Consider the following 17,130-nt stretch of genomic DNA (forward strand, 5'->3'; position numbering starts at 1 on the left):
GCCGAGCGCCACCGCGAGGAGGCCGGTGGCCTGGGCGAGCTGGCGGCCGAGGCCGAACGCCAGCAGGCCGACGTGCGCAAGCTGTCGGTGCTGAAGAACTCCTCCTACCAGGTCGAACGCCGGCTGCTCGCGCTGAGCGCCGAGCTGGAGGTGCTGCCCGAACGCCTGGCGCAGTGCCGTGCGCAGCTCGACGCCGCCGTGGAGGCCTCCGGCCGGTTGGAGTCGCTGAAGGCCCGCGCGGACGCGGCCGAGGCGCTGCCGGGCGCGACGAAGGCGTTGGAGCGCACCAAGAACGAGCTGCACCAGGCGATCGACGTCCACCAGAAGACCAAGGACGTGCTGCAGCAGGTCCGCCACCAGCGCCTGGAGAACATGGCGATCGAGCTGGCGGCGGCGTTGAAGAGCGGCAAGCCCTGCGCGGTCTGCGGTTCGCCGAGCCATCCCGCTCCCGCCCAGCCGATGCTCGGCGGTGTCGACGCGGCCGACGAGGAGGACGCGGCCCGCGAGGAGCAGGCCGCGCTCGACCGCCGCAACGACGCCGAACGGGCCGCGCACGCCGCCGAGCTGCGCATCCAGGCGTGCTGGGAGGCGCTGGGCCCGGAGGAGCCGGACGTCGCGCTGTCCGAGTACCGCGCGGCGGCGGAGCTGGCCCGCACCCGGTCGCAGCGCCAGACCGAGTTCGTCGGGCTGGAGGCGAAGAAGCGCGAACTGGAGGCGGAGAAGGGCCAGGTCGAGCAGGACCTGGTCGGTCTGCGCACCGAGCACACGTCGCTCGTCGCGGTCGTCGAGGAACGCGGTGCGCGCCTGGACAAGGCCCGCGGCGAGCACGAGGACGTCCTGACCCGCCGCGACCACCTGCTCAAGCTCGCGAAGGCCCTCGTGGAGCTGGACGAACGCCGCAACGCCCGCGCCGGCGCCCTGGCCCGCGTCGAGGAGCAGCAGGCCTCGGTCGCCGCACTGGCCACCGAGGCGGGCTTCCCGGACGTCGCCGCCGCACTGGCCGCCCACCGCCCGGCGATCAAGCTCCAGGCGCTGGACGACCGCATCGCCGCCTGGGAACGCGCCCGCGCCTCCGCTCTCGCGACGCTGGAGGAGCTGGCCGAGGTCGACCCGGCCGACGAGGTCGACCTGAACGAGGTGACGGCCCAGGCGTCCTCGGCGCGTGCGGCCGCGTCCGCCGCTCAGACGGGCCTGGCTCGTGCCCAGGCGGCCCTGGACCGCGTGAGCGAGCTGGCCGCCCGCCTGCGCGCCGAGCGGAAGTCGTTGGAGCCGCTCGAAGCCACCTACGCCGAGCTGGACGCGCTGACCGACGTGATCAACGGCCGCGGCCAGAACTCGAAGAAGATGACCCTGCGGTCGTACGTGCTGGCAGCGCGCCTGGAGGAGGTCGCCGTCGCCGCGTCGGCCCGCCTGCACCGCATGAGCCAGGGCCGCTACAGCTTCGTGCACTCGGACACGGCCGGCGCCCGCGGCACCCGCGGCGGCCTGAGCCTCGACGTGCTGGACGACTACTCGGGCCGCTCCCGCCCCGCCAAGACGCTGTCGGGCGGCGAGTCGTTCCTGGCGTCGTTGTCGCTGGCCCTGGGCCTGGCGGACGTGGTGGCCAACGAGACCGGCGGCGCGCTGCTCGACACGCTGTTCGTCGACGAGGGCTTCGGCACGCTCGACTCGGACACGCTGGACATCGTCATGAACACCCTCGACGAGCTGCGCGCGGGCGGCCGCGTCGTCGGGCTGGTGTCGCACGTCGAGGAGCTGCGGCAGCGGATCCCGACCCGGCTGCGGGTGCGCAAGGCGCGCACCGGGTCGACGTTGGAGATGTCGCTGGGCTGACGCTCAGGCCCTGTCCGCGCATGCTGTCCCACGTGGCGGCCGCCGGAGATCACCCTGGCCGGTCAGCGCTCGTGGGCGAGCAGCCAGCGCTTGACGTCGAGGCCCCAGCGGAAGCCGCCGAGGTTGCCGCCGATCCGGATCACCCGGTGGCACGGCACGAACAGCGCCACCGAGTTGCGGGCGCACGCCGAAGCCGCGGCGCGGATGGCGGCGGGACGGCCGGACAGCTCCGCGTACTCGCTGTAGGTGACGGGCTCGCCGGCGCGGACCGTGCGCAGGACGTCCCACGCGTGCTGCAGGAACGGGCCGGACTTCTGGCGGACCTCGACGGTGTCGATCGAGGTCAGGTCGCCCTCGTGGTAGGCCACGACGGCCTTGGTGACGTCGCCCAGGTCCTGCCTGGGCGTGATCTCTGAGGGCATCAGGGACGCGTGGATCTGGGGCGTCAGCAGGGCGATGTCGCCGGTCCAGCCGCTCGCCAGCACCGCTCCGTCCTGCGCGACGATCGCGGTGAACGGCCCCGCGGGGGTCTCCACGGTGGACGTGTGCGCGACGCTCATGATGTTGCTGCCTTCCTCGTCAGGTGTGCTCCCGCGTAGGAGCGCCACGGCCGCCAGTCGGGGCCGTGGGAAGCCAGGTCCCGCATCGACCGGGGGAGCACCAGCACGTCCGGCGCGCCCAGCACCCGCATGGCGACCTCGTCGGCCACGGTCGTGCCCACCAGGTGTGCGAGCTCCTCGGTCAGGTCCTCGATCGAGCGGCCCACGTCGATGACGAGTCTGCCGCTCGCGAGCGCCTCGGTGACGGGGTGGTCCCCGGCCGAGTAGAGGTGGGTCAGGGTGCCGTCCGGGATCCGCATCGGCACGCCCTCGAACGGCGCCACCAGCCGCAGCAGCGTCTCGGCGCCGTCGACGCTGCCCGCCACCCTGATCCCCGGCACCGCGCGGACCATCGGTCCGATCACGGCGTCCGCGCCGAGGAACGTGTCCACGGCGACCGGGTCGGCGTCGAGGTCCAGCAGCCGCCGCACGCGGGAGACCGCCGCGCCCAGGTCGCGCACGTCGGCGAGGCGCAGCGAGCACAGGACGTGGTCCGCCGGGAACGTCAGCCGGACCGTCGCCTCGCCGTGCGGCAACGACATCGTGCGCGCGTAGGAGTCGTCGGTGACCTCCTCGACGCCGGGCAGCGCGTGGGCCCGGAAGTGCGCGAGCAGGCCGGCCGAGTCGAACGGCGGCCGGTAGGGCAGCCGCAGCACGATCCGGCCCGGCGTGCCGACCGGTGCCTTGCCGCGGCCGCGCATGTCGGACGGCGTCGAGGCGAACACCATGCGGATGGTGTCGTTGAACTGCCGCACCGAGGCGAACCCGGCGGCGAACGCGATGTCCGCGAACGGCAGCTCGGTCGTCTCGATCAGCAACCGCGCCGCGTGCGCGCGGTGCGCCCGTGCCAGCGCGAGCGGCCCGGCACCGAGTTCGGCGGTCAGCACTCGGGTGAGGTGGCGTTCCGAGTAGCCGAGCTTCGCGGCGAGCCCGGACACGCCGTCGCGTTCGACGATGCCGTCGCTGATCAGGCGCATCGCCCTGCCCGCTAGGTCCGCCCGCAGGTTCCACTCGGGCGAGCCGGGCGTGGCGTCCGGCAGGCACCGGCGGCAGGCGCGGAACCCGGCCGACTGCGCGGCGGCCGCCGTCAGGAAGAACCGGCTGTTGCGGCGCTTCGGGGTCACCGCGGGGCACGACGGCCGGCAGTAGATGCCGGTCGTGCGCACCGCGTGGATGAAGCACCCGTCGAAACGGGCGTCACGTGCGGAGCACACCCGGTACGCGTGTTCTTCGTCGATGACCATGCCGACGATCCTGCCAGCGGGAACGGGCGATGGCTCGCGGGAATCGGACACGACCGTCGCCTGCCGTAGACTCGTCGCTCGTGAGTTTGACCCTCGGTATCGTCGGCCTGCCCAACGTCGGCAAGTCCACCCTGTTCAATGCGCTGACGCGCAACGACGTGCTCGCCGCGAACTACCCGTTCGCGACCATCGAGCCGAACGTGGGCGTCGTGCCGCTGCCGGACGCGCGCCTCACCAAGCTGGCGGAGATCTTCAGCTCCGAACGCGAGGTGCCCGCCGTCGTGTCGTTCGTCGACATCGCGGGCATCGTGAAGGGCGCGTCGGAGGGTGAGGGCCTCGGCAACAAGTTCCTCGCCAACATCCGCGAGGCCAACGCGATCTGCCAGGTCATCCGCGTCTTCGACGACCCGGACGTCGTGCACGTCGACGGTCGCGTCGACCCGTCGAGCGACATCGAGACGATCAACACCGAGCTGATCCTCGCCGACCTCCAGACCCTGGAGAAGGCCATCCCGCGCATCGAGAAGGAGGCGCGGATGCAGAAGGACCGCCGCGCCGTCCTCGAGAACGCGAAGAAGGCCAAGGACCTCCTCGACTCCGGCCGCACGCTGTTCTCCGCCCAGTCCGAAGTGGACGGAGAGCTGCTGCGCGAGCTGTCGCTGCTCACCACCAAGCCGTTCCTCTACGTCTTCAACGCCGACGAGGGCGTGCTGACCGACGAGGCCCGCCTGAAGGAGCTGCGCGAGCTGGTCGCCCCCGCCGACGCCGTCTTCCTCGACGCCAAGGTCGAGTCGGAGCTCCTCGAGCTCGACGAGTCGGAGGCCCTGGAGCTGCTGGAATCGATCGGCCAGAGCGAGCCGGGCCTGCACGCCCTGGCCCGCGCCGGCTTCCACACCCTCGGCCTGCAGACCTACCTGACCGCGGGCCCGAAGGAGGCGCGCGCCTGGACGATCCCGCAGGGCGCCACCGCCCCGCAGGCCGCCGGCGTGATCCACACGGACTTCGAGAAGGGCTTCATCAAGGCCGAGGTCGTGTCGTTCGACGACCTGGTGGCATCGGGCTCGAAGGCCGACGCGAAGGCGGCGGGCAAGGTCCGCATGGAGGGCAAGGACTACGTGATGGCGGACGGCGACGTGGTGGAGTTCCGCTTCAACGTCTGACCTGCGCTGGCGCCGGGTTCAACGATCCGGCGCCAGACGCATTGACGTAATGATTGCGTCAATCTATCTTGGCATGATGCTGTACCCCACGCCTGAGCTCAACACCGAGGACCAACGCGTTCTCGGCGAGATCGACGAGCTTCGGGAGTCATTGAGCTTGCAGGTCCGATCTTCTCCCTCCAAGTGGACCGAGGGTTTGCGCAAGTTCTTGACAGCCGACGCGGTTGCGGCCTCCAACTCGATCGAAGGCTTCAAGGTGTCGACGGTCGACGTCGAGGACCTTCTCGAAGGCGAACGGGATGTCGACGTCTCCGAAGAGGATCGCGACGAGACTCTCGCGTACCAGCGGATGATGACCTATATCCAGACGCTGCATGACGTCGTGGACTTCCGCTACGGCAAGGAGTTCCTCAACGCGCTCCACTGGATGTTGCAGGGGCACCGGCACACCCGCCGCAAGCCGGCGGGGCAGTGGCGACGTGGTCCCGTGTACGTGACGGACGCCCGTGACGCCGGCATCGCGGTCTACACGGCGCCGGATGCAGCTGATGTTCCCGCGTTGATCGAGGAACTGGTCCTCTGGCTCAATGCGGATGACGACAATCATCCCCTGGTTCGAGCCGCGATGGCGCATCTGCACCTCGTGTCCATCCACCCGTGGGCAGACGGGAACGGGCGCATGTCCCGGTCCCTCCAGACGCTCATGATCGCGAGAGCGGGCGAGCTGGCTCCCGAGTTCTCCTCGATCGAGGCTTGGCTCGGCCGGCCGGGGAACACCTGGGAGTACTACCGCGAACTCCAGAACCGCGGGGCGACCTATCAGCCGGACCAGGACGTGTCCGACTGGGTCCGGTTCAACCTCACCGCTTACCACCAGCAGGCGCAGACGGTGCGCGGCCGGCTGGAGCGTTCGGGCCGGGTGTGGCTCCTGCTCGGCGAGTTCGCGGAGGCGAAGGGGATGGAGCCGCGGATCGTCTCTGCACTGCACGACGTGGCGATGTCGGGCAGGGTGCGTCGGACGCGCTACGAGCGCACGGAAGAGCTGGGCCTGCAGCGAGCCCAGCGCGATCTGAGGGACCTGGTCACCGGGGGCGTTCTGAAGCCGGTTGGTCGGACCCGCGCCCGGTTCTACACCGTCGGCCCGGCTTTTCCGGAAGCGGCTCTGCAGGCGGCTCGGACACCGCTGACGCTGGTCGACCCTTACAAGCGCCGATAGATCTCTCGTCAGGGAGGGGCCTTCGTCGTTTTTGTCGCTGATATGGCGCTTACGTGGTCACTGCGCGCACTCGCGAGGGCACGTCGCGCAACCGTTTGCGCCAAATGGAGTGGAGATGACGAAAGCATTGGGAACCAATGCTTTCGCGGGGCCGAGACATCTTCAGGAGTTGAGGTTTGTACCGACCTTCGTGGGGTACCTCCAGTACAGGATTCCCCACCTGGAGGTAGGCAATGATCGTCCTCGGTCTGATTCTGCTCGTCGTCGGATGGCTGGCCGGTATCAGCATCCTGACGACGCTGGGCGTTGTGCTCCTGGTGATCGGCGCGATCCTCGCCGTCCTGGGTGCCGTGGGCAAGCCGGTCGGCGGTCGCGCGCACTACTTCTGATCGACCGGCACTTCAGCTCTGAACCCGAAAGGGGGAGCCTCCACTGTGGAGGCTCCCCCTTTCGCTCGTGCACCAACGGTTACAAGCTGTTCTTGGCGCGGGCGGCGGCGGCGAAGACGCCGAAGGCAACACCCAGCATGGCCAGAGCAGCGACAACGGCAACGATGACATCAGCAGACATGACTTGAAAAACTCCCCTTGAGCGATCTCCCGAACTACTTGACGCTCGGGTACCCCCAAAAGTTGCCTCGGGTAACGTTTTCGGGGTGAAACTCCGTGCTGTGGAAGCGCGAGTGCTCTCCGTAGCACCGTGGCTGCTCGCGTTGTCGGTGGTCGGGCACCTGTTCATGGTCGCCTTCCAGACGAAGATGACTATGATCGACCTGCTGGTCTACCGCAACGGGTCGCCGCACCTGTTCTCCGGCGACCTGTACGAGTGGCGGCTCGACCAGTACGCGGACGTGTTCCCGCTGCCCTTCACGTACCCGCCGTTCGCCGCCGCGATCTTCACGCCGATGAGCTGGATCCCGTGGGAGGCCTCGCGCTGGGTGTGGCAGATCATCTGCCTGGCCTGCCTCTACTTCATCGTCCGGACCAGCCTCAGGCTGCTGAGGCTGGACGACCCGCGCCGCGCGATGTTCTGGACCGCGCTGGTGCTGTGGATCGAGCCGGTGCGCACGACGCTCAACTACGGCCAGATCAACCTGGTGCTGTGCGCGATCCTGATCGGCACGCTCGCGAGCGCGCGGAACTGGGTCGGTGGCGCGGGTGTCGGTTTCACAGCCGGCATCAAGCTGACGCCGGCCATCTCCGGGTTGTTCTTCCTGATCCAACGGCGGTGGATGGCCGCTGTGTGGTCGTTCGTCGCTTTTGCCGTGGTGTACGGGATCGGGTGGGCGATCTCGCCGTCGCAGTCGGACAAGTTCTGGTTCCAGCTCCTCGGCGACGCGAGCCGGGTGGGGCCCGTCGGCAGCGCGATCAACCAGTCGATGCGCGGTGCGCTGAGCCGGACGTTCGGCTACGACGTGAAGACCGGACCGATCTACATCGTCGCCGTGCTCGTCGCCGCGGCGCTGACGTGGTTCGCCGTCAGCAGGACCAAGGACGTGCTGGCGTTGATCATCAGCGTCCAGGTGCTGGGGCTGCTGGTCTCGCCGATCTCGTGGAGCCACCACTGGGTGTGGATGGTGCCCGCCCTGCTGTGGCTGACCTACGAGGGCGGACACCTGCTGTGCAAGATCACCGCCGGTCTGTGGGTGGTGCTGACCGGTGGCTACCTGATCTCGTTCCTGCTGCTAGCCCAGCCGAACATCTGGGACTTCCCGCGGCCGTGGATCTTCGTCGTGCTCGGCTGGGGCTATCCGGCCGCCGGCATGCTCACGCTCGTCGCGATCGGGCTGGCGACCAGGCGCAAGGCCTCGGCGCCCGCGCGGGACGAGGACACCGAGACCAGCGCGGTCGCCGGCTGAGGGTCAGGCCAGGGCGTCCAGCACTCCGTCGATCTCCTCTGCGAGGGTCACGTCGAGTGCGGTGATCCCGCCCTTGTAGTGCGTGCTCAGGCGGAATGTCAGCGTCTTGTACCGGATGTCGACGTCCGGGTGGTGGTTGTCGTTCTCCGCGATCTCCGCGACCCGGTTCACGACCATGATCGCCTGCGCGAAGCTCTCCAGCTCCACGGTCCGCACCAGGGACGCCTCCTGGGCGGTCCAGTCGGGCAGTTTCGGCAGCACGTCGTCCAACTGATCGTCGCTCAACAGCTCGGCCATGTCCTGATCGTCCCACCACGTCACGTAGGCTGCGCGTTTGCCACGGGAGTCCGGTGAAGCGCCGGGCTGAGAGGAGGGCTCGCAAGCCCTCGACCGTCCACCTGATCCGGGTCATACCGGCGTAGGGAGAGATTTGACGTGAGAAGGATTTTCGCTGTCCTCGTCGCGGTCGTGACGCTGACCGGGTGCTCTGCCGGTTCGTCGTCCGCACCGCAGTCGCACGAGGTCACGCTGGTGACGCACGACTCGTTCGTGGTCAAGCCGGAGGTGCTGGACGAGTTCCAGAAGTCCTCCGGCATCACGGTCAAGCAGCTCGCGAGCGGCGACGCCGGCGAGCTGACGAATAAGCTGGTGCTCACCAAGTCGAACCCGATCGGCGACGTCGCGTTCGGCGTCGACTCGACGTTCGCGTCGCGGGCCTTGAGCGAGGGAGTGTTCGCCGAGTACGCCTCGCCTGAGGCGTCGAAGGGCGCGCAGCGGTACCAGGCCGACACCTCGAACAAGCTGCACGCCGTCGACGTCGGCGACGTGTGCCTGAACATCGACCCGGCCAAGCTCGGCGGCGTCGAGCCGAAGTCGTACGAGGACCTCGTCGACCCGAAGTTCAAGGACAAGCTGGTCGTCGAGAACCCGGCCACCTCGTCGCCCGGTCTCGCGTTCCTGCTCGGCACGGTCGCGAAGTTCGGCGAGAACGGCTGGCAGGACTACTGGACCAAGCTCAAGGCCAACGGCGTCAAGGTCGTGAGCGGCTGGGAAGAGGCCTACAACCAGGAGTTCTCGGCCACCAAGGGCGACCGGCCGATCGTCGTGTCCTACGCGTCGTCGCCGTCGGCGGAGGGCGGCAAGACCAAGGCGGTGCTGGACACCTGCTACCGCCAGGTCGAGTACGCGGGCGTGCTGTCCGGCGCCAAGAACCCCGAGGACGCGAAGAAGGTCCTCGACTTCCTGCTGGGCGAGAAGTTCCAGGCCCAGGTGGCCGAGCAGATGTACGTCTACCCGTCGCGCGAGGGCGTCGCGCTGCCCGAGTCGTGGACCAAGGACGCGCCGCTGCCGTCGAACCCGCAGACGCTGCCCGCGGACAAGGTGAAGGACAACCGCGAGGCGTGGGTCGAGCAGTGGCGCAAGCTGGTGCAGGGCTGAGCTCTCGAACCGGGTGGTCCGCGGCGGCGTTGCTGCCGCTGGCCTTCCTGGGGTTGTTCTTCGCGTGGCCCGTGCTGGCGATCGTGTCGCTCGGGCTCCGCGAGGGCGGTGTCCTGAAGTCGCTCTTCGAGGGCGACACCTGGGAGCTGGTCGGCTTCACCCTCGGACAGGCCCTGGCGTCGACGATCGTGGCCGTCGTCGCCGGGATGCCGCTGGCGTTCGTGCTGGCGCGGTGCCGGATCCGCGGGCTGGGGCTGGTCAGGGCTGCCGTCATGGTGCCGTTCGTGCTGCCGACCGTGGTGGTGGGACTGGCCTTCCGGACGTTCTGGCCGGACGGCGGGGTGCTGCCGATCGTGCTGGCCAACGCGTTCTTCAACGTCGCCGTGGTCGCGCGGACCGTCGGCGGGCTGTGGGCGCACACCGACCGCCGGGCGGAGGACGCGGCCCGTGCGCTCGGGGCTTCGCGGCCGCGGGCGTTCCTGTCCGTGGTGCTGCCGGCGTTGGCACCCGCGATCGGGTCCGCGGCGGCGGTCGTGTTCCTGTTCTGCGCCACCAGCTTCGGTGTCGTGCTGGTGCTGGGCGGGTCGCGGTACCGGACGCTGGAGACCGAGATCTACCTGCGGACGGTCGAGCTGTTCGACCTGTCCGGGGCGGCGGCGCTGTCGCTGCTGCAGTTCGCCGCCGTGCTGGCGGTGCTGGTCCTCGGTGCCCTGGCCCGGCGTCGGCGGGAGACCGCGTTGTCGTTGCGCGGCAGGGAAGAGCTGGCGCGCCGGCCGTCCGGTGGCGAGTGGTGCGTCGTGGCCGCCGCGTTCGCGGTCGTGGTGGCGTTGCTGACGCCGGTGGTCGGTCTCCTCGCGCGCTCACTGTCCACTCGGGACGGATGGAGCTTCGCCGGGTACGTGGCGCTCAACACCCGCGGTGACCGCGGCACGCTGGCGGTGACCGGCATCGACGCGGCGGTCAACTCGCTGCGGACGGCGTTCGACGCGACGCTGGTGGCGCTGGTCGTCGGGGTGTTCTCGGCGGTGGTGCTGGTCGGGCTGCGGCGGTCCGGGAGCCGCTTCGCCGAGGTGCTCGACACCGCGCTGATGCTGCCGCTCGGGGTGTCCGCGGTGACCGTGGGCTTCGGGTACCTGGTCACGATGGACGCGTTGCCGGGCGATTTCCGCACGTCACCGCTGCTCGTGCCGCTGGCGCAGGCGCTGGTCGTGACGCCGTTGGTCGTGCGGATGGTGCTGCCGGTCCTGCGGGCCGTCGACGAACGGCTGCGGCAGGCGGCGGCGACGCTGGGCGCCTCGCCGTCACGGGTGTGGCGCGAGGTCGACCTGCCGCTGGCGGGGCGGTCGCTGGCCGCGGCGGCCGGGTTCGGGTACGTCGTGGCGCTGGGCGAGTTCGGGGCGACGAGCTTCCTCGCGCGGCCGGACTCGCCGACGTTGCCGGTGGTGATCGCGCGGCTGATGTCGCGGCCCGGCGAGTTGAACAGCCAGATGGCCTACGCGGCGTGCGCGCTGCTGATGGTCGTGACGGTCGGGTGCGTGCTGCTGATCGAACGGTTGCGCGTGCCGAGCAGCGGGGAGTTCTGATGGCACTGGAGCTGGACTCGATCACCGTCCGCTATGGACAGGCGGTGGCGGTGTCGGACGTGTCGTTGTCCGTGGCGGACGGCGAGGTCGTGGCGCTGCTCGGGCCGTCCGGGTGCGGGAAGTCGACGTTGCTGCGCACGGTCGCGGGGTTGGAGAAGCCGTCTTCCGGTGCGGTGCGGTGGGATTCCGCCGACCTGGCGGGAGTTCCGGTGCACCGGCGCGAGTTCGGGCTGGTGTTCCAGGACGGGCAGCTCTTCCCGCACCGGACGGTGGCGGGCAACGTCGCGTTCGGGCTGCGGATGCGGGGAGTGGAGCGGGAGGAGCGCGACAAGCGGGTGCTGTCGTTGCTGGAGCTGGTGGGGCTTGAGGGGTACGCCGGCCGCCGCGTGACCCAGCTGTCCGGCGGTGAGCAGCAACGGGTCGCGCTGGCGCGGGCGTTGGCGCCGTCGCCGCGGTTGCTGCTGCTGGACGAGCCGTTGTCGGCGCTGGACAGGGCGTTGCGCGAGCAGCTCGCCGTCGACCTGGCGCGGCTGCTGCGGGAGGCGGCGACGACGGCGTTGGTCGTGACGCACGACCACGACGAGGCCTTCACGCTGGCCGACCGCGTGGCGATCATGTCGCGCGGCCGGATCGTGCAGGTCGGGCCGCCCGCGGAGGTGTGGTCGTCGCCGGTCGACGTGGAGACGGCGAAGTTCCTGGGGTGCAGCAAGTTCGTGCCCGGCTCGTTCGTGGGGCTGGACGTCGAACGGGTCGGGTTGCGCGCCACGGCGTTGCGGGTCGACCCGGACGGGCTGCTGGAGGGCACGGTGCTGGAACGCGTGCACCGGCGCGACCACGTGCGGCTGCTCGTGGAGATCGGCGGCGAGGAGTACGAGGCCGTGGGACCGGTGTCGGTGGGGGACCACGTGCGGCTCGCAATCGACTTGGACGGCGTCGCGCGCGTCGGGTAGTCATTGGGCCTCATGGGACTTCTCGAAGGACGGGTCGCGCTGGTCACCGGCGTGAGCAGGCGGCAGGGCATCGGTCACGCGATCGCGTCCCGGCTGCGCGGGCTGGGCGCCGAGCTGTTCGTGCAGCACCACGTCCCGCACGACGAGGCGCAGCCGTGGGGTGCGGACTCCGTGGACGAGGTGCTGGCCGGACTCGGCGCGCGGGGGCTGGGTGCGGACCTGGCCGACCCGGACGCGCCGGAACGGGTGGTGGCCGCGGCCGTCGAGGAGCTCGGACGCGTCGACGTGCTGGTGTGCAACCACGCGCGGTCCGGTGGTGACGGGTCGCTGGCCGAGGTGACGGCCGAGATGCTCGACGGGCACCACGCGGTGAACACCCGGTCGTCGATCCTGCTGGCGCAAGCGTTTGCCCGCAGGTGGGACGGGGACTCGGGTGGGCGCGTCGTGTTCCTGACGTCCGGGCAGAACCTCGGGGCCATGCCCGGCGAAGTCGCCTACGCGGCGTCGAAGGGGGCGCTGGCGGCGGTCGTGACGACGCTGTCGCACGAGCTGGCCGGCCGGGGCATCACCGTCAACGCGGTGAACCCCGGCCCCACCGACACGGGGTGGGCGGGGCCGGAGCTCGCGGACTTCGTGGCCGAGCGGATGCCGTCGGGGCGCTGGGGCCTGCCGGACGACGCCGCCCGGCTGATCTCCTGGCTCTGCACCGACGACGCCGGGTGGATCACCGGTCAGGTGATCAACAGCGAGGGCGGCTTCCGGCGCTAGTCCTTCTCGGCGCTAGTTGTCCTTCGTGATCAGGCGGATCGCCGCCAGACCCGTGCCGATCAGCAGGTAGCAGCCCGCGAGCAGCGTGCTGTCCCAGATCTGGTCGAGCGGGATCGGGTCGCGCATCACGTCGATCAGCCCGGGGAACCCGGTCGTGATCAGGAACGGGTGCAGCCAGTCCAGCGACGAGAACTGCCCGAGCACCTGGAACACGATGATCGTCGTCATCGTCGCCGCCTGCACGACCAGCGGGTGTTCGGTCGCCGAGCTGACCGCGAGGGCCACCGCGCCGATCGACACCATCTGGAAGGTCACCAGGACGACGAACAGGGCGATGCGCAGCAGGCCGTCCGCGGTCGAGAGGGTCGTGCCGGACAGCGTCATCATGCCGTCGGTGCCGAGGAACGCCGTGCCGGCGATGATCCCGACGACGGCCATCAGCGTGACGGCCACGAGCGACATCGCGGTGAGCCCGAACAGCTTCACGAACAGCAGCCGCACTCGTGACACCGGCGCGACCAGCAGGCCGCGCAACGTGCCGTGCTGCGCCTCGCCCGCGAGCCCGTCCGCCGCCCAGATCGACGCCACCAGCGGCAGCAACAGGTTGAGCGACAGGAACAGCGTGAAGATCGGCACGACCATGCCGTTGCCCTGCAGGATCGCGGCGAGCCCCGGCCCGCCGCCACCCTCGTCGCCGCCGGCCGTCCAGATGCCGAAGCTGATGATGATCGGCACCAGGGCCAGGCCGAACAGCCCGATGAGCGTGCGAGGCCTGCGCAGCATCCAGCGCACCTCGGAACCGAACTGACGCGTGAGCATGGTCATCGCGAGCCCCCGTCCAGCGTGTCCACGGCGGACATCCCGCGTTCGGCCTCCTCGGCCTCGGTGAGCCGCGCGAACAGCTCCTCCAGGCCCGTCTTCCAGCGCGTGGCCTCGAAGACCTGCACGCCCGCCTTGACGAGCGTCTCGATGACCTGCGGCGCGCTCGTCCCCGCGAGCTCGATGCGCAGACCGTCGTTCAGCGGCCGGGCGGAGATCTTCGCCTGCCGCAACGCGCTGAGCGCCGTCTCGACGTCCGGCGTGATCACCTGGAGCGCCGACCCGCCCGCTTGGAGCAGCTCGGTCAGCTCCCCCTGCGCCACCACGGTGCCGCGGTGCAGCACCGCGACGTGCGTGCAGGTGGCCTCGACCTCGCTCAGCAGGTGGCTGGAGACGACGACGGTGCTGCCGGCCGCGTGCAGCTCCGCGATGATCTTGCGAATCTCGCGGGTGCCCGCCGGGTCGAGGCCGTTGGTCGGCTCGTCGAGCACGACCAGCTTGCGCGGCACGAGCAACGCCCCGGCGAGGCCGAGACGCTGCTTCATGCCGAGCGAGTACCCCCGGTACCTGCGGTGGGCCGCCTGGGCGAGCCCGACGCGTTCGATCGCGTCCTCCACGGCCTGCTTGATCTGCTTCTTCGGCAGGAGTGGTTCGAACGCGGCACAGCGGACGAGGTTCTCCCGCCCGCTGAGGAACGGGTGGAACCCCGGACCCTCGACCAGCGCGCCCACGTGCGGCAGCGACTGCTCGGCGCCCTCCGGGAGCGGCCTGCCGAGCAGTTCGATCTCCCCCTGCGTGGGGCGGACCAGGCCGAGCAGCATCCGGATGGTGGTCGTCTTGCCCGACCCGTTGGGGCCGAGCATGCCGAGCACCGCTCCTTCCGGCACTTCCAGGTCCACGCGGTCCACGGCGACCGTGCTCCCGTACTCCTTGCGCAGACCCCTGGTCCGCGCGGCGACGGCGCTCTTGGTGGGCGCTGTCACCGGCGCGCTGGTCGAGGTGGTCACTTCACCTGTCCGATCGTGTCGAACAGCACCTGCTCGGGCACGGCGCCCGCGACGACCCGGCCGTCGTCCGCGATCAGGACCGTCGCGACCTTGGTCGTGAACAGCTTGCCGCTGCCCCAGCTGCCGCTGACCTTCTTCGTGAACCGGTCGACCAGGCCCTGCGCCTCAGCCGGGACCTGCGTCATGGCCTGGGCGGGAATCCTCGCGCCGACGACCGTGTCCCAGCCCGTGCCGAAGACCTGCGGGTTCTCACCCTGCAGGGCCTGATCGAGGCCGAGCTCCGGCTTCGAGCCGCGCTGCTGCTCCTTGGCCTCCGGAGTGGTGACCTTGGCGCCCGACGGCGGCGTGAACTCGAACAGCTTCGAGTCCTGCGGCCCGACGTTGATCTCCCGGAAGCCGACCGTGCCGGCCGGTTCCGCGGTGCCGTTGGTCAGGACCGCGACGCGCAGCGGCATCTTGAGCTCGGAGTCGACGGCGATCCGCACCTCGCGGACCAGCGTCTTCTCGCTGGCCTTGGGGGTCAGCACGAGCTCGTAGGCGGCACGGTTCGCGACGCGCGCGGTGCCGTCGACGCTGATGTCGCTGAACTCCTTGGTCTTGCCGACGATCTCCCTGGCCGCGGCGGCCGGGTCGACCGCCTTGTTCTCCCGGCCGGGCTCGGACTTGTCGCCCTTGTCGCCCCGGTGCTCCGACTTCGTGACCTCGTTGTCGGCGGAGTTCCACGACCAGGTGGTCGTGCCGTCGTCGACGACGGTCTGCTCGGACTGGCCGTTGGGCAGGGCCAGGCGGACCTTGCCGTTGCCGTCGGTCCAGATCCGGGCGCTGTGCTTGCCGTCGGCCAGCTGCGGGATCTCGGAGATCGCCGGGAGGCCGAGCTTGTTGTCGACCTCCACGGTGCCGCCGAACGCTCCCGGCTTGCTGGTCAGGACCTGCTCGACGAGGGTCTCGGCCGAGACCTGCGGAAGTGATGGTGGCTGGCCTGCGCCTGCCGGCATGGCGAGCAGGCTCAGGCCTGCCGCACCGGTGACCACCACGGCTGCTGACGCGGCCAGGGTCACCTTTCGCTTGTTCATCTTGTGGTCCCCTCCTCCAAGGGCTTGTGGTTACAGCTTGGGGGGAGGTTGCTGAGATGGTGCTGAGACTGGGTCTAGCTGCGGGTTTTCGGGTTGCGGGTGATCTTTTGGGTGGGTTTTCGGGGTGACCCTTAGGGGATGGTTGGCTGGGTGGCGCGTCGGTTGCTTGGCGTTCCCCGGTTGCGTTGGCGGGTTCCTGTTGGGTGCTTTTCCCTGGGGGCGCTGCCCCCAGACCCCCGGCAATCTCTTGGGTTCTAGTGGTCGTTGCAACGCCTGAGTTGTTCAGGGGTTGTGATGTTCGAGATCCGGGAGGATCGCTCGAGGCGCGGGCGGCTGGATCGGGAACGCGCCACATATCTTGATCTTGTGGCGAGTGGTGTGAGCAGTCGGGAGGCGTGCCGGGTCGTCGGCGTCAACTACCGGACCGGGAAGCGGTGGCGTCACGGCCGGCCGCGGTCGAGATGGAACAGGGCGGCGCCGCCGATCACCGAGATGGCGGCGAGGCCGCGTGGCAGGTTCTTGAACGAGGACGAGCGGATCGTGATCGCTGACCGCCGCCGGGCGGGTGTCTCGATGCGGCAGATCGCGGCCGAGCTGGGCCGGGAGTGCTCGACGATCAGCCGGGAACTGCGGCGCAACGCTCACGAACGCACCGGTGACTACCGGCCTCATGCCGCCCACCGGCGAGCCCAGTCTCGCCGGCCGCGGCCGAAAACCGGCAAGCTCGCCGCGAATCCCGTGCTGCGTCAGGCCGTGCAGGACGGGCTGGACCTGAGGTGGAGCCCGCAGCAGATCGTGGCACGCTTACGCCGCGACTTTCCTGACCGGCCGGAGCTGCACGTGGTCCACGAGACGATCTACCAGGCCCTCTACGTCCAAGGACGCGGTGAACTGCGCCGCGAACTCACCGCCGCGTTGCGCACCGGCCGGACGCTGCGCCGACCGCGCCGCCAGGCCCAGCAGCGTGTTCCGCGGATGGCCACACCGATGATCATGATCAGCGAACGCCCCGCCGAGGCCGACGACCGCGCGGTCCCCGGCCACTGGGAAGGCGACCTGATCATCGGCAAGGACAAGAAATCCGCCATCGGCACCCTGGTCGAACGCGCCACCCGCTACGTCATGCTCGTGCACCTGCCGGCCGGACGCACCGCAGACGTCGTCCGCGACGCGCTGATCGACACCGTCCAGGCCCTGCCCGCCCACCTCTGGCGGTCGCTGACCTGGGACCAGGGCGCCGAAATGTCCAGCCACGCCGGGTTCACCATCGCCACCGACATCCCGGTCTACTTCTGCGACCCGCACAGCCCCTGGCAACGCGGCAGCAACGAAAACACCAACGGCCTGCTGCGCCAATACTTTCCCAAAGGCACCGACCTATCAGTCCACAGCCGCGACCACCTCGACGCCGTCGCGGCCCAGCTCAACGGCCGCCCACGCGAAACACTCGGCTGGGACACCCCAGCCGAACGCATGACTACGCTCCTCACCGAAACCAGTTGACCACCCGCGTTGCAACGACCCCTGGAATCCACCAGATTGCCGGGGGTCTGGGGGCAGCGCCCCCAGGTGGAAGCACGCAA

General features: G+C 70.0%; 16 protein-coding genes. 10 read left to right on the forward strand and 6 right to left on the reverse strand.

Features of this window, described 5'->3' with window-relative positions; all coding sequences use genetic code 11:
* A partial coding sequence (locus VF330_RS24550; RefSeq protein WP_330854023.1) for an SbcC/MukB-like Walker B domain-containing protein occupies positions 1 to 1,833 on the forward strand: 1,833 nt, incomplete at its 5' end.
* A 62-nt stretch (positions 1,834 to 1,895) separates the two neighbouring features.
* Here the strand turns inward: VF330_RS24550 and VF330_RS24555 are convergent.
* Positions 1,896 to 2,393 carry a methylated-DNA--[protein]-cysteine S-methyltransferase gene (locus tag VF330_RS24555; RefSeq protein ID WP_330854024.1) on the reverse strand — a complete coding sequence of 166 codons (498 nt, stop codon included), beginning with the start codon at positions 2,391 to 2,393 and terminating at the stop codon, positions 1,896 to 1,898.
* Complete coding sequence (locus VF330_RS24560) at positions 2,390 to 3,676, reverse strand: bifunctional transcriptional activator/DNA repair enzyme AdaA (RefSeq protein ID WP_330854025.1); 1,287 nt, start codon at positions 3,674 to 3,676, stop codon at positions 2,390 to 2,392. The genes VF330_RS24555 and VF330_RS24560 overlap by 4 nt, the downstream gene beginning before the upstream one ends.
* Before the next feature lie 80 nt (positions 3,677 to 3,756).
* On the opposite strand from VF330_RS24560, the gene ychF reads away from it, so the two are divergent.
* From ychF to VF330_RS24580, 4 genes are all read left to right on the forward strand, one after another.
* Positions 3,757 to 4,836, forward strand: coding sequence for a redox-regulated ATPase YchF (ychF, locus tag VF330_RS24565; protein ID WP_330854026.1), 1,080 nt, complete (start codon positions 3,757 to 3,759; stop codon positions 4,834 to 4,836).
* A 76-nt stretch (positions 4,837 to 4,912) separates the two neighbouring features.
* A complete protein-coding gene (locus VF330_RS24570; RefSeq protein WP_330854027.1) occupies positions 4,913 to 6,052 on the forward strand; it encodes a Fic family protein in 1,140 nt (379 codons plus the stop codon).
* Positions 6,053 to 6,285: 233 nt separating this feature from the next.
* Entirely contained in the window at positions 6,286 to 6,441 is a 156-nt protein-coding gene (locus VF330_RS24575; RefSeq protein ID WP_089949693.1) for a DUF6131 family protein, read from the forward strand.
* Between the two features lie 281 nt (positions 6,442 to 6,722).
* The gene (locus VF330_RS24580; RefSeq protein ID WP_330854034.1) at positions 6,723 to 7,910 is read left to right on the forward strand and encodes a mannosyltransferase; all 1,188 of its coding nucleotides are present in this window, start codon (positions 6,723 to 6,725) and stop codon (positions 7,908 to 7,910) included.
* Between the two features lie 3 nt (positions 7,911 to 7,913).
* Here VF330_RS24580 and VF330_RS24585 read toward each other — a convergent pair whose 3' ends face one another.
* A complete protein-coding gene (locus tag VF330_RS24585) occupies positions 7,914 to 8,207 on the reverse strand; it encodes a 4a-hydroxytetrahydrobiopterin dehydratase (protein WP_330854028.1) in 294 nt (97 codons plus the stop codon).
* A gap of 138 nt (positions 8,208 to 8,345) precedes the next feature.
* Between VF330_RS24585 and VF330_RS24590 the strand changes: the two genes are divergently transcribed.
* From VF330_RS24590 to VF330_RS24605, 4 genes are read left to right on the forward strand one after another with little or no spacing between them, the layout of a single operon-like run.
* Entirely contained in the window at positions 8,346 to 9,347 is a 1,002-nt protein-coding gene (locus tag VF330_RS24590) for a thiamine ABC transporter substrate-binding protein (protein ID WP_414675443.1), read from the forward strand.
* On the forward strand, positions 9,323 to 10,930 hold the full coding sequence (locus VF330_RS24595; RefSeq protein WP_330854036.1) for an iron ABC transporter permease: 1,608 nt from the start codon (positions 9,323 to 9,325) through the stop codon (positions 10,928 to 10,930). Before VF330_RS24590 ends, VF330_RS24595 begins: the two co-directional genes overlap by 25 nt.
* Positions 10,930 to 11,880, forward strand: a complete 951-nt coding sequence (locus VF330_RS24600) for an ABC transporter ATP-binding protein (protein ID WP_330854029.1) — start codon at positions 10,930 to 10,932, stop codon at positions 11,878 to 11,880. The genes VF330_RS24595 and VF330_RS24600 overlap by 1 nt, the downstream gene beginning before the upstream one ends.
* A 12-nt stretch (positions 11,881 to 11,892) precedes the next feature.
* Positions 11,893 to 12,648, forward strand: a complete 756-nt coding sequence (locus tag VF330_RS24605; protein WP_330854030.1) for an SDR family oxidoreductase — start codon at positions 11,893 to 11,895, stop codon at positions 12,646 to 12,648.
* 12 nt (positions 12,649 to 12,660) lie between these two features.
* Here the strand turns inward: VF330_RS24605 and VF330_RS24610 are convergent, their stop codons facing one another.
* From VF330_RS24610 to VF330_RS24620, 3 genes are read right to left on the reverse strand one after another with little or no spacing between them, the layout of a single operon-like run.
* On the reverse strand, positions 12,661 to 13,473 hold the full coding sequence (locus tag VF330_RS24610; RefSeq protein ID WP_330854031.1) for an ABC transporter permease: 813 nt from the start codon (positions 13,471 to 13,473) through the stop codon (positions 12,661 to 12,663).
* A complete protein-coding gene (locus tag VF330_RS24615; RefSeq protein WP_330854032.1) occupies positions 13,470 to 14,474 on the reverse strand; it encodes an ABC transporter ATP-binding protein in 1,005 nt (334 codons plus the stop codon). The genes VF330_RS24610 and VF330_RS24615 overlap by 4 nt, the downstream gene beginning before the upstream one ends.
* Positions 14,471 to 15,547: a hypothetical protein gene (locus VF330_RS24620; RefSeq protein WP_330854033.1), complete on the reverse strand. Its 1,077-nt coding sequence runs from the start codon at positions 15,545 to 15,547 to the stop codon at positions 14,471 to 14,473. Before VF330_RS24620 ends, VF330_RS24615 begins: the two co-directional genes overlap by 4 nt.
* 294 nt (positions 15,548 to 15,841) lie before the next feature.
* Between VF330_RS24620 and VF330_RS24625 the strand changes: the two genes are divergently transcribed.
* Positions 15,842 to 17,050 carry an IS30 family transposase gene (locus VF330_RS24625; protein ID WP_422655572.1) on the forward strand — a complete coding sequence of 403 codons (1,209 nt, stop codon included), beginning with the start codon at positions 15,842 to 15,844 and terminating at the stop codon, positions 17,048 to 17,050.
* Positions 17,051 to 17,130: the final 80 nt, after the last annotated feature.

This window comes from Lentzea sp. (genome assembly GCF_036380075.1).
Taxonomy (GTDB): Bacteria; Actinomycetota; Actinomycetes; order Mycobacteriales; family Pseudonocardiaceae; genus Lentzea.